The sequence below is a fragment of the Singulisphaera sp. GP187 genome (genome assembly GCF_900129635.1).
In the GTDB taxonomy this organism is placed as follows: domain Bacteria; phylum Planctomycetota; class Planctomycetia; order Isosphaerales; family Isosphaeraceae; genus Singulisphaera.
Genome location: NZ_FSRB01000001.1, coordinates 5697001 through 5715537, shown reverse-complemented (window position 1 = coordinate 5715537; position 18537 = coordinate 5697001). Strand labels below are relative to the sequence as shown.

29 protein-coding genes are annotated in these 18537 nt (G+C 62.9%); all 29 read left to right on the top strand.

Going from position 1 to position 18537, the window contains the following annotated elements:
- The first annotated feature begins 3 nt into the window (after positions 1 to 3).
- The 29 genes from rplD to rtcA all read left to right on the top strand — a co-directional run bounded on the left by rplD (position 4) and on the right by rtcA (position 18518).
- On the top strand, positions 4 to 747 hold the full coding sequence (gene rplD / locus BUS42_RS22325) for a 50S ribosomal protein L4 (protein WP_074309814.1): 744 nt from the start codon (positions 4 to 6) through the stop codon (positions 745 to 747).
- A 5-nt stretch (positions 748 to 752) separates the two neighbouring features.
- Entirely contained in the window at positions 753 to 1079 is a 327-nt protein-coding gene (gene rplW / locus BUS42_RS22320; RefSeq protein ID WP_015244103.1) for a 50S ribosomal protein L23, read from the top strand.
- A 61-nt stretch (positions 1080 to 1140) separates the two neighbouring features.
- On the top strand, positions 1141 to 2001 hold the full coding sequence (gene rplB / locus BUS42_RS22315) for a 50S ribosomal protein L2 (protein ID WP_074309812.1): 861 nt from the start codon (positions 1141 to 1143) through the stop codon (positions 1999 to 2001).
- 185 nt (positions 2002 to 2186) lie between these two features.
- Positions 2187 to 2468 carry a 30S ribosomal protein S19 gene (gene rpsS / locus BUS42_RS22310; RefSeq protein WP_015244101.1) on the top strand — a complete coding sequence of 94 codons (282 nt, stop codon included), beginning with the start codon at positions 2187 to 2189 and terminating at the stop codon, positions 2466 to 2468.
- A gap of 29 nt (positions 2469 to 2497) precedes the next feature.
- Positions 2498 to 2872 (top strand): 50S ribosomal protein L22, encoded by a 375-nt coding sequence (gene rplV / locus BUS42_RS22305; RefSeq protein ID WP_015244100.1) that lies wholly within the window; start codon positions 2498 to 2500, stop codon positions 2870 to 2872.
- Between the two features lie 18 nt (positions 2873 to 2890).
- The gene (gene rpsC, locus BUS42_RS22300) at positions 2891 to 3595 is read left to right on the top strand and encodes a 30S ribosomal protein S3 (RefSeq protein WP_015244099.1); all 705 of its coding nucleotides are present in this window, start codon (positions 2891 to 2893) and stop codon (positions 3593 to 3595) included.
- Positions 3534 to 3953 carry a 50S ribosomal protein L16 gene (rplP, locus tag BUS42_RS22295; protein ID WP_074309810.1) on the top strand — a complete coding sequence of 140 codons (420 nt, stop codon included), beginning with the start codon at positions 3534 to 3536 and terminating at the stop codon, positions 3951 to 3953. The genes rpsC and rplP overlap by 62 nt, the downstream gene beginning before the upstream one ends.
- Before the next feature lie 99 nt (positions 3954 to 4052).
- The gene (gene rpmC, locus BUS42_RS22290; RefSeq protein WP_074309808.1) at positions 4053 to 4280 is read left to right on the top strand and encodes a 50S ribosomal protein L29; all 228 of its coding nucleotides are present in this window, start codon (positions 4053 to 4055) and stop codon (positions 4278 to 4280) included.
- 26 nt (positions 4281 to 4306) lie between these two features.
- Positions 4307 to 4642 carry a 30S ribosomal protein S17 gene (gene rpsQ, locus BUS42_RS22285; protein WP_074309807.1) on the top strand — a complete coding sequence of 112 codons (336 nt, stop codon included), beginning with the start codon at positions 4307 to 4309 and terminating at the stop codon, positions 4640 to 4642.
- A 114-nt stretch (positions 4643 to 4756) separates the two neighbouring features.
- Entirely contained in the window at positions 4757 to 5137 is a 381-nt protein-coding gene (gene rplN, locus BUS42_RS22280) for a 50S ribosomal protein L14 (protein WP_015244095.1), read from the top strand.
- 99 nt (positions 5138 to 5236) lie between these two features.
- Positions 5237 to 5608: a 50S ribosomal protein L24 gene (gene rplX, locus BUS42_RS22275; RefSeq protein WP_074309805.1), complete on the top strand. Its 372-nt coding sequence runs from the start codon at positions 5237 to 5239 to the stop codon at positions 5606 to 5608.
- Between the two features lie 50 nt (positions 5609 to 5658).
- Positions 5659 to 6216, top strand: coding sequence for a 50S ribosomal protein L5 (gene rplE, locus BUS42_RS22270; protein WP_074309803.1), 558 nt, complete (start codon positions 5659 to 5661; stop codon positions 6214 to 6216).
- Between the two features lie 77 nt (positions 6217 to 6293).
- On the top strand, positions 6294 to 6479 hold the full coding sequence (locus BUS42_RS22265; RefSeq protein WP_074309801.1) for a type Z 30S ribosomal protein S14: 186 nt from the start codon (positions 6294 to 6296) through the stop codon (positions 6477 to 6479).
- Positions 6480 to 6615: 136 nt separating this feature from the next.
- Positions 6616 to 7011 carry a 30S ribosomal protein S8 gene (gene rpsH, locus BUS42_RS22260; protein WP_074309799.1) on the top strand — a complete coding sequence of 132 codons (396 nt, stop codon included), beginning with the start codon at positions 6616 to 6618 and terminating at the stop codon, positions 7009 to 7011.
- A gap of 170 nt (positions 7012 to 7181) precedes the next feature.
- The gene (gene rplF / locus BUS42_RS22255; protein ID WP_074309797.1) at positions 7182 to 7733 is read left to right on the top strand and encodes a 50S ribosomal protein L6; all 552 of its coding nucleotides are present in this window, start codon (positions 7182 to 7184) and stop codon (positions 7731 to 7733) included.
- A 93-nt stretch (positions 7734 to 7826) separates the two neighbouring features.
- Positions 7827 to 8195 carry a 50S ribosomal protein L18 gene (rplR, locus tag BUS42_RS22250; protein WP_074309795.1) on the top strand — a complete coding sequence of 123 codons (369 nt, stop codon included), beginning with the start codon at positions 7827 to 7829 and terminating at the stop codon, positions 8193 to 8195.
- Between the two features lie 12 nt (positions 8196 to 8207).
- The gene (gene rpsE, locus BUS42_RS22245) at positions 8208 to 8693 is read left to right on the top strand and encodes a 30S ribosomal protein S5 (RefSeq protein WP_074309794.1); all 486 of its coding nucleotides are present in this window, start codon (positions 8208 to 8210) and stop codon (positions 8691 to 8693) included.
- Positions 8693 to 9145 carry a 50S ribosomal protein L15 gene (gene rplO / locus BUS42_RS22240; protein ID WP_074309792.1) on the top strand — a complete coding sequence of 151 codons (453 nt, stop codon included), beginning with the start codon at positions 8693 to 8695 and terminating at the stop codon, positions 9143 to 9145. The genes rpsE and rplO overlap by 1 nt, the downstream gene beginning before the upstream one ends.
- Before the next feature lie 151 nt (positions 9146 to 9296).
- Positions 9297 to 10673 carry a preprotein translocase subunit SecY gene (secY, locus tag BUS42_RS22235; RefSeq protein WP_074309790.1) on the top strand — a complete coding sequence of 459 codons (1377 nt, stop codon included), beginning with the start codon at positions 9297 to 9299 and terminating at the stop codon, positions 10671 to 10673.
- 106 nt (positions 10674 to 10779) lie between these two features.
- Positions 10780 to 11562: a type I methionyl aminopeptidase gene (map, locus tag BUS42_RS22230; protein WP_074309788.1), complete on the top strand. Its 783-nt coding sequence runs from the start codon at positions 10780 to 10782 to the stop codon at positions 11560 to 11562.
- 233 nt (positions 11563 to 11795) lie between these two features.
- Positions 11796 to 11909: a 50S ribosomal protein L36 gene (rpmJ, locus tag BUS42_RS22225; protein WP_015244084.1), complete on the top strand. Its 114-nt coding sequence runs from the start codon at positions 11796 to 11798 to the stop codon at positions 11907 to 11909.
- A gap of 70 nt (positions 11910 to 11979) precedes the next feature.
- Positions 11980 to 12363 (top strand): 30S ribosomal protein S13, encoded by a 384-nt coding sequence (rpsM, locus tag BUS42_RS22220; protein WP_074309786.1) that lies wholly within the window; start codon positions 11980 to 11982, stop codon positions 12361 to 12363.
- 258 nt (positions 12364 to 12621) lie between these two features.
- On the top strand, positions 12622 to 13002 hold the full coding sequence (rpsK, locus tag BUS42_RS22215; protein WP_015244082.1) for a 30S ribosomal protein S11: 381 nt from the start codon (positions 12622 to 12624) through the stop codon (positions 13000 to 13002).
- Between the two features lie 251 nt (positions 13003 to 13253).
- Positions 13254 to 13883, top strand: coding sequence for a 30S ribosomal protein S4 (gene rpsD / locus BUS42_RS22210; RefSeq protein ID WP_074311353.1), 630 nt, complete (start codon positions 13254 to 13256; stop codon positions 13881 to 13883).
- 121 nt (positions 13884 to 14004) lie between these two features.
- A complete protein-coding gene (locus tag BUS42_RS22205) occupies positions 14005 to 15006 on the top strand; it encodes a DNA-directed RNA polymerase subunit alpha (protein WP_074309784.1) in 1002 nt (333 codons plus the stop codon).
- A gap of 148 nt (positions 15007 to 15154) precedes the next feature.
- Complete coding sequence (gene rplQ / locus BUS42_RS22200) at positions 15155 to 15574, top strand: 50S ribosomal protein L17 (RefSeq protein ID WP_074309782.1); 420 nt, start codon at positions 15155 to 15157, stop codon at positions 15572 to 15574.
- An 88-nt stretch (positions 15575 to 15662) separates the two neighbouring features.
- On the top strand, positions 15663 to 16112 hold the full coding sequence (locus BUS42_RS22195) for an HIT family protein (protein WP_074309780.1): 450 nt from the start codon (positions 15663 to 15665) through the stop codon (positions 16110 to 16112).
- 187 nt (positions 16113 to 16299) lie between these two features.
- On the top strand, positions 16300 to 17166 hold the full coding sequence (locus tag BUS42_RS22190) for a hypothetical protein (protein WP_074309778.1): 867 nt from the start codon (positions 16300 to 16302) through the stop codon (positions 17164 to 17166).
- A gap of 155 nt (positions 17167 to 17321) precedes the next feature.
- A complete protein-coding gene (gene rtcA, locus BUS42_RS22185; RefSeq protein WP_143206430.1) occupies positions 17322 to 18518 on the top strand; it encodes an RNA 3'-terminal phosphate cyclase in 1197 nt (398 codons plus the stop codon).
- Positions 18519 to 18537 lie beyond the last annotated feature (19 nt).

Here is an 18537-nt window from a genome sequence, read left to right as displayed (position 1 = left end):
TCAATGCTGACCGTACCCGTGTATAACCCTGCCGGCGAAAAGGTAGGGGAGGAATCGATTGACCCGGCCGACTTCGGCGGCGAGGTCAACAAGCAGCTCCTGCACGACGTGGTGGTGATGCACCGAGCAAACCGTCGCGTCGGCACGGTGAACACGCGTGGCCGAGCCGATGTGGCCGGCTCCGGCAAGAAGCTGTTCCGCCAGAAAGGCACAGGCAACGCCCGTGCCGGATCGAAGCGGACGAATAAGCGAGTGGGTGGCGGTGTCGCCTTCGCCCGCCGCAATCGTGACTACAGCTACGCGATGCCCAAAAAAGCGGTTCGCGCTGCGATCCGCATGGCCCTCTTGTCGAAGTTTCAGGACGGCCAAGCCCTGATCATCGACGGCCTGGCACCGACGGTCCCCAAGACCAAGCAGGTGGTGCAGGTGCTGCGGGCGATCCGCAGACCGGACATTACCGAGGCCGAGGCCGTCATCACCGACGGTGAGACCAAGGCCAAGGCGAAGGATCGCACCCTCGAGGATCGGACGATCTTGATCGGCTTGCCCACGCACGACCCGATCTTCTACCAGAGCGCCCGGAACATCGAGGGGGTCCAGGTGTCGCCGGTGGCCGACTTCAACACCTACGACATCCTCAAGCAGCGTTACCTGCTCTTGACCCGCGAGGCGCTGGCCACCCTCAAGGAACGGGTCAAGGACAAGCCGGTCCGCCGCCCCGCCCCGACCGCCTCAACGGAGAGCTGAGTCTCATGGTCACGCTTCGTCGTCCACCCCAATATCAGCGCAGCGGGCCGGTCCTGGAACCGTACCAGGTCGTGCTCCGCCCGCTGATCACCGAGAAGGCCACCCACCTCTCGGAACGGCACAACGCCTACACCTTCGAGGTCAACCCCCTGGCCACGAAGACCGAGATCAAGGCGGCCGTTGAGGTCTTGTTCAACGTGAAAGTGGCCGACGTCCGCACCCAGAACCGCCGCGGCAAGCTCCGCCGGTACCGCCTCAAAGCGGGCCGTATGCGAAACTGGAAGAAGGCGATCGTTGCCCTCCACGAAGATTACCGAATTGACTTTTATTGATATCGACTGAGATCAATCGGCCGGGCAGCACCGGACCGGTCCAGCGAAGGACGCGACCCCGATGGGTATCCGCCACTACAAACCGACCAGCCCCGGGCGCCGGAACGCGTCGGTCAGCGACTTTTCCGAGCTGACCGACAAGAACAAGAAGCCCGAAAAGAGCCTGACCGAACCGATCAAGAAGACGGGCGGCCGGAACAATCAAGGTTTCATCACCGCGCGGCACCGCGGCGGCGGCCACAAGCGGATGTACCGGATCATCGATTTCCGGCGCAACGACCGCGACGGCATCCCGGCGCAGGTCACCCACATCGAGTACGACCCGAACCGCTCAGCGCGGATCGCCCTGATCGTCTATCCCGACGGCGCGAAGAAGTACATCATCGCTCCCGAAGGATTGAAGGCCGGGATGACCGTGAATACCGGTCCCGGGGCGGAGCCGAAAGTGGGCAACTGCCTGCCACTCTCGAAAATTCCGACCGGCCTCTCGATCCACAACCTCGAGATGCAGCCCGGCGGCGGCGCCAAGCTCTGCCGCTCGGCGGGGGTCTATGCGACCTTGACGGCCCGTGAAGGGACCTGGGCGCAAATCACCCTCCCGTCGGGGGAAGTTCGCCGGATTCCGGCGGCCTGCCGCGCCACGATCGGCGTGGTGGGGAACTCCGACCACATGAACGTCCGGCTGGGCAAAGCGGGCCGCAAGCGTTGGCTCGGACGCCGACCCCACGTCCGCGGCGTGGCGATGAACCCGGTCGACCACCCGATGGGTGGTGGTGAAGGACGCACATCGGGTGGACGCCACCCGTGCTCGCCCACCGGCAAGCTGGCCAAGGGGGGTAAGACCCGCCGCCGCCGCAAGCCGTCGAACTCGGCCATCATTCGTCGTCGCCGCAGCGTCCGCTACGGCCAGTTGAAAGTCTAATCGGCCTCGGCGTTTTGCCGCGTCCGTCTTACTCCGGCCGGTCGTCGTCTCCATGTACGAAGGCCGGCCGGGCTGTCTGAAGTGACGTCAACCCGATCCGGGCCGAACGGAATCGAAACCACCGCGAGATCTTGCTCCGTATCTCCACGCAATTGACCCCGAAGGGGGTCTGGGACCTGACACTCATGGGACGTTCGTTAAAGAAAGGCCCGTACGTCGTCGAGCGCTTGCTCGAAAAAGTTTACCGGGCCGACAACAACGGTAGTCGCGAACCGATCAAAACCTGGGCCCGTGCCTGCACGATCGTGCCTGAGTTCATTGGCAAGAACTTTGCCATTCACAACGGGCGGAACTTCATCAAGCTGTACGTGACTGAAGATATGGTCGGCCACAAGCTCGGCGAGTTCTCGCCGACCCGGACCTTCAAAGGCCACGGCGGCAAGTCGACCAAGGGCGCCCGCAAGTAATCGCCTAACAACCGCGTGGGAAACCGGCCATGAGCCCTTCATCTGATTATGTCGCAAAGCATCGCTTCGCCCGAATTTCGGTGCGAAAGCTTCGCCCGATCCTCGACTTGGTGCGTGGCAAGTATGCCGACGACGCCATGGATACACTCAAGTACCTGCCCCACCGCGGGGCACGGATGATCGAGCAAGTCCTCAAAAGCGCGATGGCCAACGCCGAGGATCGCGGCATCCGCAACGTCGGCGACCTGGTGGTTGTCGACGCCCGCGGCGATGGTGGGCCGATGTTCAAACGGCTGATGCCTCGGGCGCGAGGAATGGCTTACATGATTCGCCGCCGGAGCGCCCACATCGAGATCGGCCTGGCCGACCTGGCGGCCGTCCCCGTGACCTCGGACAACGACTAACCAAGAGGACGCCGATCCATGGGCCAGAAAACTCATCCGACCGGATTCCGCGTCGGCATCATGGAGGACTGGCGAAGTCGCTGGTACGCCTCCAAGCACGAATTTAGCGACCTCCTGGTCGAAGACTTCAAGATCCGCAAGTTCATCAAGGGGAAGTACAGCTATGCTGGCATCCCCAAGATTGAGATCGAGCGAACTCGCGACGCCGTGACCGTGTTCCTGTCCACTGCGCGACCGGGCATCATCATCGGCCGCAAGGGCGCCGAGGTCGACCGGCTCAAGGATGAACTCCAAGAGCTGACCGGCCGCCGGATCGAGGTCAAGATCGTCGAGGTCACCCGACCCGAGATCGACGCCCAGCTGATCAGCGAAGATATCGCCGAACAGCTCCAGAAGCGGTCGAGCTTCCGCCGGACCATGAAGCGGGCGCTCGAGCAGACCATGGACGGTGGCGCTCGCGGGGTCAAGATTCAACTGTCAGGCCGTCTCGGCGGCTCCGAAATGTCAAGGACCGAGTCGGCCAACCTCGGATCGATCCCCCTGAGCACGCTCCGGGCCAAGATTGATTACGGCTTCCACGAAGCGAAGACCGCGCAGGGCCATATCGGGATCAAAGTGTGGGTCAACCAAGGCGATTACCTGAAGACGGAGGGCGGCACCGATGGCCATGATGCCCAAGCGGGTCAAGTACCGAAAAAGCCAAAAAGGCCGCGTAAAAGGTAACGCGACTCGCGGCAACTACGTCGCCTTCGGCGAGTACGGCCTTCAATCGCTCGAGCCTGGCAAGATCAGCGCCCAGACGATTGAAGCCGGCCGCGTGGTCGCAAGCCAGTCGGTCAAGGGGGGCGGGAAGCTCTTCATCCGAATCTTCCCCCACAAGAGCATCACCTCGATTCCCGCCGAAACCCGGATGGGTAAAGGTAAGGGAGAAGTCGAGTACTGGGCAGCCGTCGTCAAGCCGGGTACAGTCCTGTACGAGATCGGTGGCGTGAGCGAAGAACTGGCCCGGGCCACCCTCGCTCGCGTTTCCCACAAACTTCCCGTCGCCTGCCGGTTCGTTACGCGGCGGCCCACGCTATAATTTCCACTCCTCGGCGCCAGGTCGGCTCGAGGGATTTCGACGATCAGATTATCGGAAAGCGATTACTCCGCGAGCCGACGCCGCCAGGAGAAAGCGAACATGAGCAAGACTGCCGAGCTCCGCGAACAGACCGATGAGCAGCTCGACCTGCTGCTGAAAGAAACTCAGCAGAACCTGTTCCGGCTCCGCCTCCAGAGTGAGACCGAGCGGCTCGAAGCGCCCAGCGAGATCATCAAGGCCAAACGGGAGATCGCTCGCATCAAGACGATCCTCCGGCTCCGTGAGATCGAGCGGGAACAAACCGTCGCCACGGCCACCACCCCATAACCTCGGAAACGAACCGGTAACCTGCGATGAGCCAACCGACAACCACTCCCGACGCCAGCTCCAGCGCCCGCTCCAGGCGCACCACGGAGATTGGGGTCGTGACTTCCGACAAGATGAACAAGACCCGGCGGGTCGAGGTCGAAATCCTCTTCCCCCACCCCAAGTACGGCAAGCTGCTCCGCCATCGGACGGTCTGCCACGCGCACGACGAGACGAACGTCTCGCACCTGGGGGACGTGGTTGAAATCATGGAGACCCGCCCGCTCTCGAAGCTCAAGCGGTGGCGGATCGTCCGGATCGTTCGGCAAGGTGCCCAGCAGGCCCTGGCCGGCGAAGGCGAGGCGGCACAGAAGCCGGCCTGATTCCGTTGGTAAAAGGTGGACGTCGTCCACCTTTTTCTTGGTTTGGATCGGTGGGCCACGTCCACCTTTCTACTTATAAGAGAATCGCGGGCATCCCCTTAGGTAGCGTGTCCCATGATCCAGATGCAAACGCGGCTTGACGTCGCCGATAACAGCGGGGCCAAGGAAGTCATGTGCTTCAAGGTCCTCGGTGGTAGCGCCTCGCACTACAAGCGACGCACCGCCGGGATCGGCGACATCATCATCGCCAGCGTCAAGAAGGCCAGCCCCGGTGGCGACGTCAAAGCGGGGGACGTTGTCCGCTGCGTGATCGTCCGCGTCCGCAACTCGACCCGCCGCATTGACGGCTCCTACGTCAGGTTCGACCGCAACGCCGTCGTCCTGATCGACAACGAGAAAAACCCGCGCGGGACCCGGATCTTCGGCGCCATCGCCCGTGAGCTCCGCGAACGCCAGTTCATGAAGATCATCAGCCTGGCCTCCGAAGTGGTCTAAACTTCCTCGTTTCGCAAGGGTGGGAGCGGCCCGCCAAGCCTGGAAGAGGACCGGTGGGGCGTCCCCACACCCAAACGACGACTCCGCTAAGAGCTGACTATGCAAATTCGCAAAGACGACCAAGTTGAGGTCATCACCGGCGACGACAAGGGTACCTCCACGAATCGCAAGATCGCCAAGGTGCTCCGCGTCCTCCCCGAGAAGAACAAGATCGTCGTCGAAGGGGTCAACCGAGTCTGGAAGCACCTGAAGCCGAGCGCCAAGAATCAGCAAGGGGGCCGGCTCTCCAAAGAGATGCCGATCGACGCATCCAACGTGATGCTCTACTGCCCCTCTTGCAAGCGCGGCGTCCGGATCGGTCACCGCTTCGCCGAGAATGGCCAGAAGCAACGGTACTGCAAGGCGTGCTCGGCCAGCCTGGGTAGCGTCGGCCCCGTCAAGCCGTCGCACGCCACGGCCGCCAAGAAATAAATCTCGAAGCCAAAGAGAAAACGCAACTCCGCGTTTGAAGGACGACCGGAATGGCTCGCTTGCTCGAACAGTACAATACGACGATCGCTCCGGCGATTGCCGAGAAGTTCAACCTGACCAATAAGATGGCGATCCCGAAGCTGGAGAAGGTCGTCATCAACATGGGGGTCGGACGCGCCACCCAAGACAAAGCCTTGCTCGAGGTGGCCGTCGATAGCCTGACCCGAATCAGCGGGCAGAAGCCCGTGATCACCAAGGCCAAGGTCTCGGTCTCGGGCTTCCGGCTCCGCGAAGGCAACGAAATCGGCTGCAAGGTCACCCTGCGCGGCAAACGGATGTACGAGTTCCTCGATCGCCTGATCTCGATCGCCCTGCCTCGTATTCGTGACTTTCGCGGCGTGAACCTCAATAGCTTCGACGGGCACGGCAACTACACTCTCGGACTCGCCGAGCAGGTTGTCTTTCCCGAGATCGACGCCGACCGGCTTCAGCATACCCAGGGCATGGACATCACGATTGTCACCACCGCCGACAATGATGACCAGTCCCGGGAACTCCTGCGTGCCATCGGCATGCCGTTCCGTCAACCCCAGCAGAAGTCCCGTTGAGCCGAGCGACGGGCACCGTCGTCCGGATCGGATTCCCAGGAATATGACCCTCTATCCCAGGTGACGGTGAGACAGCGATGTCGACCAAAGCCCAGATGATCAAGTCGCTGAGCACTCCCAAGTTCGCGGTTCGACACCGCAACCGGTGCAAGCTCTGCGGCCGCCCCCGTGCCGTCTATCGCAAATTCGGAATCTGCCGAATCTGCTTCCGTAACCTGGCCGCCCGCGGCCTGATTCCGGGTGTTAAGAAAGCTAGCTGGTAACCAGCCGATCGGGCCGTCGGGAAACAACCGACGCGCCGCTCTGTACGAACCTGCCGCGCCGACGCGGCCTTCCCGGCGACTGTCTCGCCGGCCCAAGGCGCGTTACCCGTGGTGGTTGATGGGACTTGCCCCTGCCATGATGACCGACCCGATCGCCGATATGCTCACCCGGATCCGCAACGCGACCCGGATTGAGCGCCCCCTGGTGGAGATGCCCACCTCCAAGATCCGCCGCGGGATCGCCCAGGTGCTCAAGGACGAAGGTTACATTTGGGAGTTCGAGGAACTCGACACTCTCCCCGCCAAGACCCTTCGCCTGCACATGAAGTACGGGCCCAACGGCGAACGCCTGATCACCCGAATCGACCGGGTCAGTAAGCCCGGCTGCCGGGTCTATCGCGGCTACAAGGATCTGCGACCGGTCCTCGGGGGCATGGGCATTCAGATCCTCAGCACCCCGAACGGGGTTGTCAGCGACCGCCGCGCTCGGACCGATAAGGTCGGCGGCGAGGTCCTCGCCCTGATCCATTGATGTCGACCCCAGAACCCCTTCGCCGGTTGGCGTGGGTCAGATGATGGGATCAGCGCTCAGTCGCGGTCCCATGGAGTTCGGGTCTCTTACGGATATCACCGAATCGCATCGCGGCGGCGAGGGCGGTCGGTCTCCCAGATGGTGCTCAAGAGCGAGAGGATGACGGTCCCATGTCCCGTATCGGTCGCAAGCCGGTGCCCGTGCCGGCCAATGTGAAAGTGTCCGTGGCCGACTCGACGGTCAATGTCGAAGGTCCCAAGGGAAAGCTGACGTTTACCTACCGGTCCGAAATCGAGGTCAAGTACGATGAGTCTGGCAACCAGATTCTCGTCACCCGATCGGACGACGAGCGCGAGAGTCGCTCACTCCACGGTTTGACCCGCAGCCTGGTCGCCAACATGGTCCAGGGGGTCACCGATGGCTACACCCGGAAGCTGGAAATTGTCGGAGTCGGCTATCAGGCCCAACTGAAAAAAGCGAACACCGTGGCGCTTCAGGTCGGGTTCGCCAATCAGATCGTGCTCGAGGCTCCCGCGGGAGTCACGGTCACGCTCCCCGACCCCACCCACATCGTGATCACCGGATCCGACAAGCAGGCGGTCGGCCAGTTTGCCGCCGTGGTTCGCAAGGTTCGCCCCCCCGAGCCCTACAAGGGCAAGGGAATCCGTTATGAGGGCGAAGTTGTCCGCCGTAAGGCTGGCAAGGCGTTCGGCTCGAAGTAATCTCTCGCATACTTCTGAATCCAAGAACTCATGGGCTGGACGTCCGGCTGATCCGGCCGTCCCTCAACCCCGAGTATTGCAAAGGATCATCCGGTGAACGAGCGCAAACAGGTGCAAGTGAGGAGGCTGCGGCGGCAACGGCACGTCCGCAAGCGGATCTTCGGCACCCCCGAACGGCCTCGCCTGGCCATCTTCCGCAGTTCCAAGCATATCTACGCCCAAGTCATCAACGACCAGGACGGGACGACTCTGGCCTCGGCCAGCACGCTCGACTCCGAGGTTCGCGGCGAGCTGACTTACGGGGGCAACAAGGCCGCCGCCACGGCCGTGGGCCGCAAGGTTGCCGAGCGCGCCAAGCAGGCCGGTATTGACAAGATTTGTTTCGACCGTCGAAGCTACAAATACCATGGCAGGGTTCAAGCCCTCGCCGACGCCGCCCGTGAGGCGGGACTGCAATTCTAATAGGAGCCCGCCGTGTCGAGCGACAGTCGTGAACGAGGGGAGTGGTCGGAAAGCGTCGTGGCCATCCGCCGCTGCGCCGCGGTCGTCAAGGGTGGCCGTCGGTTCAGCTTCAACGCCCTGGTCGTCGTCGGCAACAGCCGAGGACAGGTGGCCTGGGGTTACGGCAAGGCCAACGAAGTCCCCCCTGCGGTCGAGAAGGGCGTCAAAGACGCTCACAAGCAGATGAATCGGGTCAACCTCCGCGGCGGAACGATTCCCCACCGCGTGATCGGTAAATTTGGCGCGGCACGCGTCGTTATGCTCCCGGCCAGCCCGGGTACCGGCGTGATCGCCGGTGGCGCCGTCCGCGCCGTGGTGCAGGCAGCCGGCATCACGGATATCCTGACCAAGAGCTACGGCTCCACCAACAAGCTCAACCTGGTCAAGGCGGCAATCAACGCCCTGACGCAACTGCGGACCAAAGACGAAGTCGCACGTCTGCGGGGAGTGGCTCTGTAATGCAACTTCACGACGTCGATCAAGGCATTCACAAGCATAAGAAGCGGAAGCGGATCGGCCGCGGTATCGGCTCAGGGCACGGCAAGACCTCGGGCAAGGGACACAAGGGTCACTCCTCCCGCCAAGGGTTCAAGTACAACGCCCTGTTCGAAGGCGGTCAGATGCCTCTGGCCCGCCGCGTCCCGAAACGCGGGTTCGTCAATGGCGCGTTCCGCAAGGATTACGCCATCCTCAACCTGTCCGCGCTCGAGGCCTGCTACGAAACCGGGGCCGTGATCAACGAAGAGATCCTGCGGACCCGCGGCCTGGTCAAAGGTCGGCATGACGACGGGGTGAAAATCCTCGGTGAAGGCGAACTGACCAAAGCCTTCACCGTTCATGCCAACAAGTTCAGCGAATCGGCCGTCGCCAAGATTGTCGCGGCGGGCGGCACCGCGGTCGTTGTCCAATAAGAGCTCCCGAAGGCGGATCCGTCCGCTGGCATCAGGGCCGCCGTTCCCACGCGTGGCCCTTGTCCGTCTGTCGTATCCGCCGTCTCTTTCGTTGCCGACTACCGTCTGGTCCGCATTTTGACTGCCTGCAGCCTTAAGGAGGCGTCCCGCCGTGGGCAAGCTCTACACGATCCTATTCAAGGTGCCTGAGCTTCAGCGCAAGGTCCTGATGACGCTCATGTTCCTGGCGGTCTATCGGCTCGGCTTCTATGTGCCGCTGCCGATTGTCAACCAGGATCAGCTCAAAAACTGGCAAGAACAGCAGAGCCAGAACGCCGCGGGTAAGCTCTTCGGCACAGTTGCCATGTTCGGTGGCACCTCGATCGGGATGAGCACCATCTTCGGCCTCGGGATCATGCCGTACATCTCTGCGTCGATCATCTTCCAACTCCTCGGGAGCGTCGTCCCATCGCTTGAGGCGATGATGAAGGAGGGCGAGAGCGGGCGGAAGAAGATCAACGAGTACACCCGGTACGCCACGGTGATCCTCTGCGCGATCCAGAGCGCATTCTGGGTCCAGTACATGATGAGTCCCCAGATGGGTGTCGTGTTACCACAACATCAAAACTTCTGGGACGGCCTCGTCTGTGTCTCAATCATGACCGCCGGCACGATCTTCCTGATGTGGATCGGCGAACAGATTGACGAATACGGAATCGGCAACGGGATCAGCCTCCTGATTATGGCGGGCATCCTGGCGCGGATGCCGCTGGCGATGAAACAACTGTGGGAAAATGCCACCCCTCGGCTCACGGCCGACGCCGGCAAGTACCCGATCACCACCATCGTCTTGCTGATCGGCCTCTTCGTCGCCGTCGTGGTCGGTGTGATCGCGATCACCGAAAGCCAGCGACGGATCCCGACCCAGTCGGCCAAGCACGTGCGAGGACGGCGAGTCTTCGGCGGGACCCGGCAATACCTCCCGCTCAAGGTCAACCAAGCGGGTGTGATGCCGATCATCTTCGCCTCCAGCCTGCTCATCTTCCCCTCGTTCATCCTCAACGGGATGGCGCGTGCGACGCAGAGCTGGCGGACCGACACCTGGACCGTCTGGTCGAGCATCGCCACCCTCGCCCAAGAAATGTCCGACGCCTTCCAGAAGCAGGGTTACGTCTACACGCTCTTCTACATCGTGCTGATCTACTTCTTCTGCTACTTCTGGACGGCGATCACGTTCAACCCCAAGGATATGTCGGAGAACCTCAAGGATTACGGCAGCTTCATCCCGGGCTACCGTCCGGGGCGGCGAACCGCCGACTATCTTGAGAAGGTTATGCTCCGGATCACCTACGTCGGTGCGGCCTTCTTGAGCCTGGTTGCGGTCATTCCGTCCCTGGTCCAGAACGCCTTGAACGTCGACTTCACCATCGCGTCCTTCCTCGGTGGTACGGGGCTCTTGATCGTCATCAGCGTCTGCCTGGACCTGGTGCAGAAGGTCGACAGCCACCTGATCATGAGGAATTACAGTGGTCTGGTGAGCAAACGTTGATTGGGACGATATCGACTCGGGCGACCGCCAAGAGCCGAGACGCGTCAGGGATTGAAGCGACACTGTCCTCCGCCACGCCGCGGAACGGATCGAAACGAAACGAACCGTGCTCAAGCTGAAAAGCCCCCGTGAGATTGCTCTGATGCGCGAGGCGGGGCGAGTGGTTGCCCAGGCCCTCGACCGGGTCCGCCAACTCGCCGTGCCTGGCGTGACCACCGCCGAGCTCGACGATGCGGTCTCCGCAATCTTTCGCGAGCACAAGGCGATCCCGTTGTTCCGAGGCTATCCCAGTTCGATCAAGGGAAAGCCACCGTTCCCGGCCGTGATCTGCGCCAGTGTCAACGAACAGGTCGTCCACGGAATCCCCAACCGCCGTCCCCTTCGTGAAGGGGACGTCGTTTCGATCGACACCGGCTGCAAGCTGAACGGTTGGTGTGGCGACTCCGCCGTCACGCTCCCGATCGGCCCAATCGCACCGGAGATCCAGAAGCTCCTGGACGTCACGTCCGAGACTCTCGACCTGGCGATCCGGGCGATGACCCGGTGCCGGACCTGGTCGGAAGTGGCCGGCCTGATGGAGCAATACGTCAAGAGCCAGGGGATGTACGTGGTCGAGAAGTTCGTCGGCCATGGCATCGGTCAGGATATGCACGAAGAGCCGCAGGTCCCGAACTTCGTCAGCAAATCGCTCCGCAAGCACGATATCCGGCTTGAGCCCGGCTTGGTGCTGGCGATCGAACCGATGGTGGCGATCGGGACCAAGGACGTGCGAACCCTCGACGACGGTTGGACTGTGGAAACCAAGGACCGACGCGCCAGCGCCCACTTTGAACATACCGTTGCCATGACCACGGAGGGCCCGCGCGTCCTGACCTACCTCAATGACTAACTGAACTCAAACGCCCAACGGGCGGACGGCCACCTTCGGGGTGAACCTTCGTCGGCCTTGTCGGCAATCCTCCTTCACCCAGATGATTCCGGTCTTGCGGAATGTCGGGGTGGTCTGTATATTGGCCCAATTCGGCCTCAGGACTGGATTGGGATTCTCAACGAGGCGACCTCAAAGCGAGGGCTGCCTCGTGGTTCGGCCTCGCGATGTTAGGAAAGAGAGTTGGGAGTCCGATGAAGATCCGATCCAGCGTCAAGCGGATTTGCGAACACTGCAAGATCGTTCGCCGCCGGGGTAAAGTGTACGTGATCTGCGAAAACCCCCGCCACAAGCAGCGGCAAGGCTGAGGACGCGCCGACCTCGGCCCGGAGCTATGCCCACGCCACTCCACGTTCTTGCTTCACGGAGATAGGACGGATGCCTCGTATCCTCGGTGTCGATATCCCGAATGACAAGCGCACCGTGATCGCGTTGCGCTACATTTACGGGATCGGGCCGTTCCTCGCCGAGCAACTCTGCGAACGGACAGGAATTGACCCTGACAAGCGTTCGAAAGATTTGACCGAAGACGATCTGGCCAAACTCGCCTCGTTGCTCGATAGCGAGTACGTGGTCGAAGGCCAGTTGCGTCGTCAGGTCCAGCAAGCCATTTCTCGACTGCGCGACATCGGCTGCTATCGTGGCCTGCGGCACCGTAAAGGGTTGCCGGTCCATGGCCAGCGGACCCGAACCAACGCCCGGACCCGTAAGGGACCGCGGAAGACGGTCGCCGGCAAGAAGGGCGTCAAGGAAATGCGCTAAGGGCGTCGCGAAGTCTTGCGACCTTGGGTTCAGGCTTTCAACGGCATGGCCCAGATTTGCAAGGTTCGCGAACCGCCAGCGCCGCAACGACCAGAGCTCGCCCGGTTCTGACTGGCTCACCGTGGATCGGTTGGCCGGGGCCGAGGGGACCACGCTAGGGACTTACGTCTCTGCAAGCCCCCAGGTCATCCGGGAGTCGAGAGTTCGGTATCGTCTTCTCGTTTCCATTTCGAGATTCGACCAGGGAGCAACGGACCCGTGGCCAAGGCCAAGAAGCGGAAAACACGACGCAACGTCAGCCGGGCTGTCGTGCATATCAAGGCAACGTTCAACAATACGACGGTCACGATCACCGACCCCAACGGCGACGCGTTGTGCTGGGCCTCGTCCGGGACCGTGGGCTTCAAAGGGAGCCGCAAGAGCACTCCCTTCGCCGCCCAGCGTGCCGCCGAGACCGCGGCAGCCACCGCGACCAAGTACGGGGTCAAAGAGGTCGAGGTCAAGGTCAAGGGGCCCGGCTCCGGCCGTGAGAGCGCGATCACCGCGCTGCAAGCGTCCGGCCTCTCGATCAAGGCGATCGAAGACGTCACCCCGCTGCCGCACAACGGTTGCCGTCCCCCGAAGAAGCGGCGGGTCTAAGGCTCAACGCGGTTTGGACCAGGCCTTGCTGCCTTCCCGTTCACGCCCCGATGATCGCATCGCTTCGTTGAGAATGTTTCGTTTCGATCCGACCGGACCCGCGGGTCTGTCGTGATCCGGGTTGCCGAAACCCGCGGTCAGCCCCGGGCGGATCGCTCGCCAGTCTGAATTACCGAGGAACCCGAAGGCTCAACGAGGGCCTTGGAAAACTCGGCCGAATGCAACCCGACGTTGAGGAATGCCGAACCACCATGGGACGCCATATCGGGCCGGTCTGCCGGCTCTGCCGCCGCGAAGGACTGAAGTTGTTCTTGAAGGGGACGCGCTGCGATACCCCGAAGTGCGCCGTCGAACGCCGTGAAGGCGTGCCGGGTATGCACCAGTTCCGCCGCGGAAAAGCGAGCGAATACTCCATCCGGCTCCGTGAGAAGCAGAAGGTCAAGCGCTATTACGGCGTTTTCGAGCGTCAGTTCCGCAAGTACTTCGACCTGGCCGGTCGCCGCCCCGGCAACACGGGCGATGCCTTGATGGCCTTGCTGGAGCGACGGCTGGACAACGTCGTCACCCGTCTCGGGTTTGCGACCAGCCGCCCGCAGGCGCGTCAGATGATCACGCACGGCCACATCACGATCAACGGCCGCAAGCTCGACATCCCCAGCTACTTGGTCCGCCCCGGTGACCAGATTCAGGTCAAGGATCGCGAGCACTCCCGCAAGCTGGCCGCCGCGAACCTGTCCGCCGAAGGGATGCCCCCCGTGCCCGAGTGGCTCGACCGCTCCAGCACCGAACCGCCCGAGGGGCGGGTCTCCCGCTTGCCTGGGACCCAGGATATCTCGCTGCCGGTCACCCCGCAGTTGATCGTCGAGTTGTTGAGCCGCTGAGCCAAGCAATTTGTCGCGATCAGCAGTCTACTTTCAGGCATCCGCCAGGGATGAAGTTGGTCGCGAGGCCTCTCGGCCTTGGATCGATCGCTGAAGGCTGGTCGCGTTTTTGGAGAGAGCGATGCGCATCCGTTGGCGTGGCCTCGAACTTCCCAGCCGGGTCGTCTGCAACCGTGAAAAACTGACCGATACGTACGGCGAATTCCATGTCGAGCCGTTCGAACGCGGATTCGGTCACACGGTTGGCAACAGCCTGCGCCGCATCCTCCTTTCCAGCCTGGAGGGGAGCGCTGTCACCAAGATCAAAATTCAAGGGGTTCAGCACGAGTTCTCCTCGATCCCGGGCATGGTCGAGGATATCACCGACCTGGTCTTGAATATCAAGGGCCTGGTCGTCAAGAACCACTCGGAGCAGAACCGGACGATCCGGATCGAACGCGACCGTCGCGGTGTCGTCACGGCAGCCGACATTCTCCACGACGAATCGATCGAGATCATCAACCCTGATCACATTCTCTGCACGCTCACCGACGACGTTCCGTTTGCCTTGGAGATGACCGTCGAGAATGGCCGGGGATACCGGCCCGCCGCGGAAGGACACACCGACGACCTCGAAGTCGGCGCGATCCCGATCGACGCGATCTACAGCCCGGTCATTCGGGTGGAATATCGCGTGGAGAACACCCGCGTCGGCCAGCGGACCAACTACGACAAGCTCGTCCTGCGGATCTGGACCACCGGCACGCTCGGCCCCGAGATGTCGCTGGTCGAGGCCGCCAAGATTCTCCGTAAGCACCTGAATCCGTTCGTCCAGTACTACGAGCCGGGCCCCGGCCTGCCGTCCGATGCCAGCGGCCAGGATGGTTCTCGGTCCGAACCGGTCGACGCCGAACTCGAGCGCAAGCTCGATATGAGCTTGGCCGAGCTGGAACTCTCGGTCCGGGCGACCAACTGCCTGGAAAGCGAAGGGATCACGACCGTCCGCCACCTGGTCAGCCGCTCGGAAGACCAGCTCCTGACGGTCCGCAACTTCGGCGAGACCACCCTCAAGGAAGTCCGCGCCAAGCTTCACGAGATCGGCCTCGACCTGGGCATGGATATCCCCATGCGACAAGGGGTCTGAGACTCCTGCCAATCCTGTAGAGCCCTTTTTCGCTGGCGTGGCGAAGGTCTTCGAGCCGGGTGGGCAATGCCCACCATCGGAGGCCGAGATGGGTGGGTCACGCCCACCCCCTACAACGAACCAAACTTAGCTGCGAGCCTGAGAGACCATGCGACACCGTAAAGCCGGTCGGAAATTCAAGCGGTCGCCGTCGCACCGGCGAATGCTCCTACGGAACCTGGCCACCGCTCTGCTCGAGCACGGTCGGATCGAGACCACCCTGGCCAAGGCCAAGGAAGTCCAGCCGTTCGCCGAGAAGTTGATCACCCTGGCCAAAGACGGCTGGAATCTGAATGACTTCCGTCGCGTCTTGGCCGTCGTGACCAAGAAGGACGTGGCCTTCTCGCTCTTCAAAGAGATCGGCCCCCGGTTCAAGGATCGGACGGGTGGATACACCCGGATCTTCAAGCTCGCCAAGGTCCGCCAAGGAGACGCCGCGCCGATGGCCGTGATCTCGTTGCTGGGCGAGAACGAGCAGATCAAGGCGGCCACCAAGCCGACCGTTGTCGCGACCTCCGCCGGGTCCTGATTCCAATCCAGAAACAAGGCGGCCCCGCGTGGTCCTATCCGTCCGCGCGGGGTCGCTTGACCCTTGGGAATGAAGAAGTCTCGCTCTCATGGCTGGTCACGCTTACGATTCTCATTGTCCGTTCTGCCGGATCGTGCGCGGGGAGATCCCTTCGTCGAAGGTCCTCGAGACCGACGATGCGCTGGCCTTTCTCGACATCAACCCGGTCAACCCCGGGCACGTCTTGCTCGTCCCCAAATCCCATCACCTCAACCTGACCGAACTGCCCGATGCGACGGCCGCTCAACTCGGCTCGCTCGTCCCCCGACTCTGTCGCGCGGTGCAGGCAGCCACCCAGGCGGATGGATTTCATCTGATCGTCAATAACGGCCGCGCCGCCGGCCAGACCGTCGATCACAGCCATTGGCATATCATTCCCCGTTTCTCCAATGATTCAGTTCATTGGCCCTGGCCGCACAGCCAGTACTCGGGCGATCAACTCTCCCAGATCCAGCTCCGCATCGAGCGCGAGCTGAACTCGCCGCCCGGCGACGGCTGAGCGATCGGTTCGCCAGTCCAGGCCCCCCGAATCCGGCCGTCGTCCCCAGCGCAGGGCGCAGGTTCCCCCAAGCGCTCTGGTTGGCATTGACGGAGAAAGCTTCCCGCCATAGACTTCCGGCCCAGCTCCTTCCCCAGCGTGGTTGCCTCTTCACTCTATCTCGGTGACGCGGAAAGGATTCCGCTCCATGACTTGGAAAGCCCTGGCCCTTGGGATGGCCATGATGGCCGCCGCGGGCTGCTCGTTGAATCGCTCGGACTTCGGTCGCGACACGTTTCTGGCCAGGATCGGCGGTGGCGGCCAGATCATCGAACCCAAGCGCTGTAATCTGCGCGTGGCGATCCTCTCGCGGCCACTCCGTGACGAGGCGATCAATGGCGCTCTCTGGAGCGTGGTCGACGAGCAGTCGATTGCGCCCGAGCTCCGTCGCGCACTCGAGGTCAATGGGCTTCGGATGGGTTTGATCACCGGGGAGCTGCCCCACGAGGTCGACTCGATTCTCAACGCCAAAGCGCCGCACAAGGTCGAGCCGTCGCAGTTTGAGTTCCCGGACGGGGACCACGCGATGATCGACATGGTGGACACCACCCCCGAGGTCAGCCTGCTGCTGAACCGGGAGGGGCGTGCGTTCGGCAAACCGTACAAGGACGCCAGCGGTTGGTTCCGGGTCACGGCCAACCATGACGGGACCAGCGGGGTTGCCCTCCGATTCGTCCCTGAGATCCATCACGGCCCGATTCAGCGTGCGTTCACCGCCTTGCCCAACGCCGGCAGTTACGCGCCGCAGCAATTCATGCAGAAAGACGGTCAGCAGGAGGAAAGCCTCCGCGAGTTGTCGACCACGCTGACTCTCCAGCCGGGCCAGGTCGCCGTGGTCGGCTGTCTTCCCGAAGCGAGCCAGAGCCTCGGCTCATTCATGTTTACCCATGCCGAGGCGAACAGCGACCGCCTGCTCCAGCGCGTGCTCCTGGTCTGGGCGTCTCGGGAGGGGACGAACCCGTCCGCGCCGGCCAGTCTCCCCAGCCTTTTGCCGGTGGATCCGCCCAAGCCGTAACGCAAAGCCCGGTGAAGCCAGGTCGGTTTGCCGTTCGCTCGATCGATCAAATGGGTTGCCGAAGCCGGTGAACCGCCTCCTCATCTTGTTTGTCTCTCTGTTTGTCTGTCTGCCGGATCCCGACCGCCACGGGATTTCGGGAAGGAGTCTCCGCCATGGATTGGCAAGCGTTGAAGACGGGGTGGGGTAAGAAGGAACCGATTCCGTCGCGCAAGCGCTGGGTGATGCATGGCGGGCACGATCGTGTGGCGACTCCCCACCGTCTGTCGGACGAACTTGAGTCTCGAACCGAGGAGCCTCGGGTGGTGTCGTCGCGTCTGATCACCCTGGATGGATCGCGTGGAGAAGGGGGAGGGCAGATTCTCCGGACCGCCCTCACACTCTCGCTCCTGACCGGCCGCTCGTTCCGGATCGTCAAGATCCGCGCCAACCGCGACAAGCCCGGGCTCCGCCCCCAGCACCTGAAAGCGGTCGAGGCCGCCGCGAGCCTGGCGGGGGCCGAAGTCGTCGGCGCCTCGATCGGCTCGCGTGATCTGACCTTCCGCCCCGCCGCGTACACCCCGCGCGACCTCCAAATCGACATCGGCACGGCGGGGTCGACCGCCTTGGTGCTCCAGACCCTGCACCTGCCCTTGGCCCTCCGCGCCGAGCAGCCGATCCGGGTGACGCTCACCGGCGGGACGTTCAACACGGCCGCCCCCTCGTTTCCGTTCCTCGAAACGACCTGGCGGGCGCACCTGGCACGCCTCGGCTCCCCAATGGCCCTGGCCATGCCCGCGGGCGGCTTCTATCCCCGTGGTGGCGGCCGGCTCGACGCCTGGATCGAGCCCGCAACCCTCAAGTCACTGACCATGACCGAGCGCGGCCCGTTGACCCGGCTCGTCGGCATCGCCGGCGTGGCGAATCTTCGCCCCGAGATCGCCCAGCGGATGCGCGACCGGGCCCAAGCCCGACTCGCCGAGCGCGGGCTGTCGGCCGAGATCGAACTGATCGAGTGGCCGAGCCTGGGGCAGGGGGCTGCCATCAGCCTGTCGGCCACCTACGGCCAAGACGGCATTCCAGCCACGTTCGTCGGCCTGGGCGAGCGTGGAAAGCCCGCCGAAGTCGTCGCCGACGAGGCGGTCGACGAATGGCTCGCGTTCCACGACGCCGAGGGAGGAGCCGTCGATCCCCACTCGGCCGACCAGATCCTCGTCCCGTTGGCCCTCGCGGCAAGCCGGAGCGAGTACTCCGTCTCGGCCGTCACCGAGCACTTGCTCACCAACGTCGCGACCATCCGCGCCTTCCTCGACCGCGAGATCGAGGTCGAAGAGTCCGACGGAGACGGTCCCGGCCGGGTCATCATCGCCTGACCACGGCCGGAACTTCGTG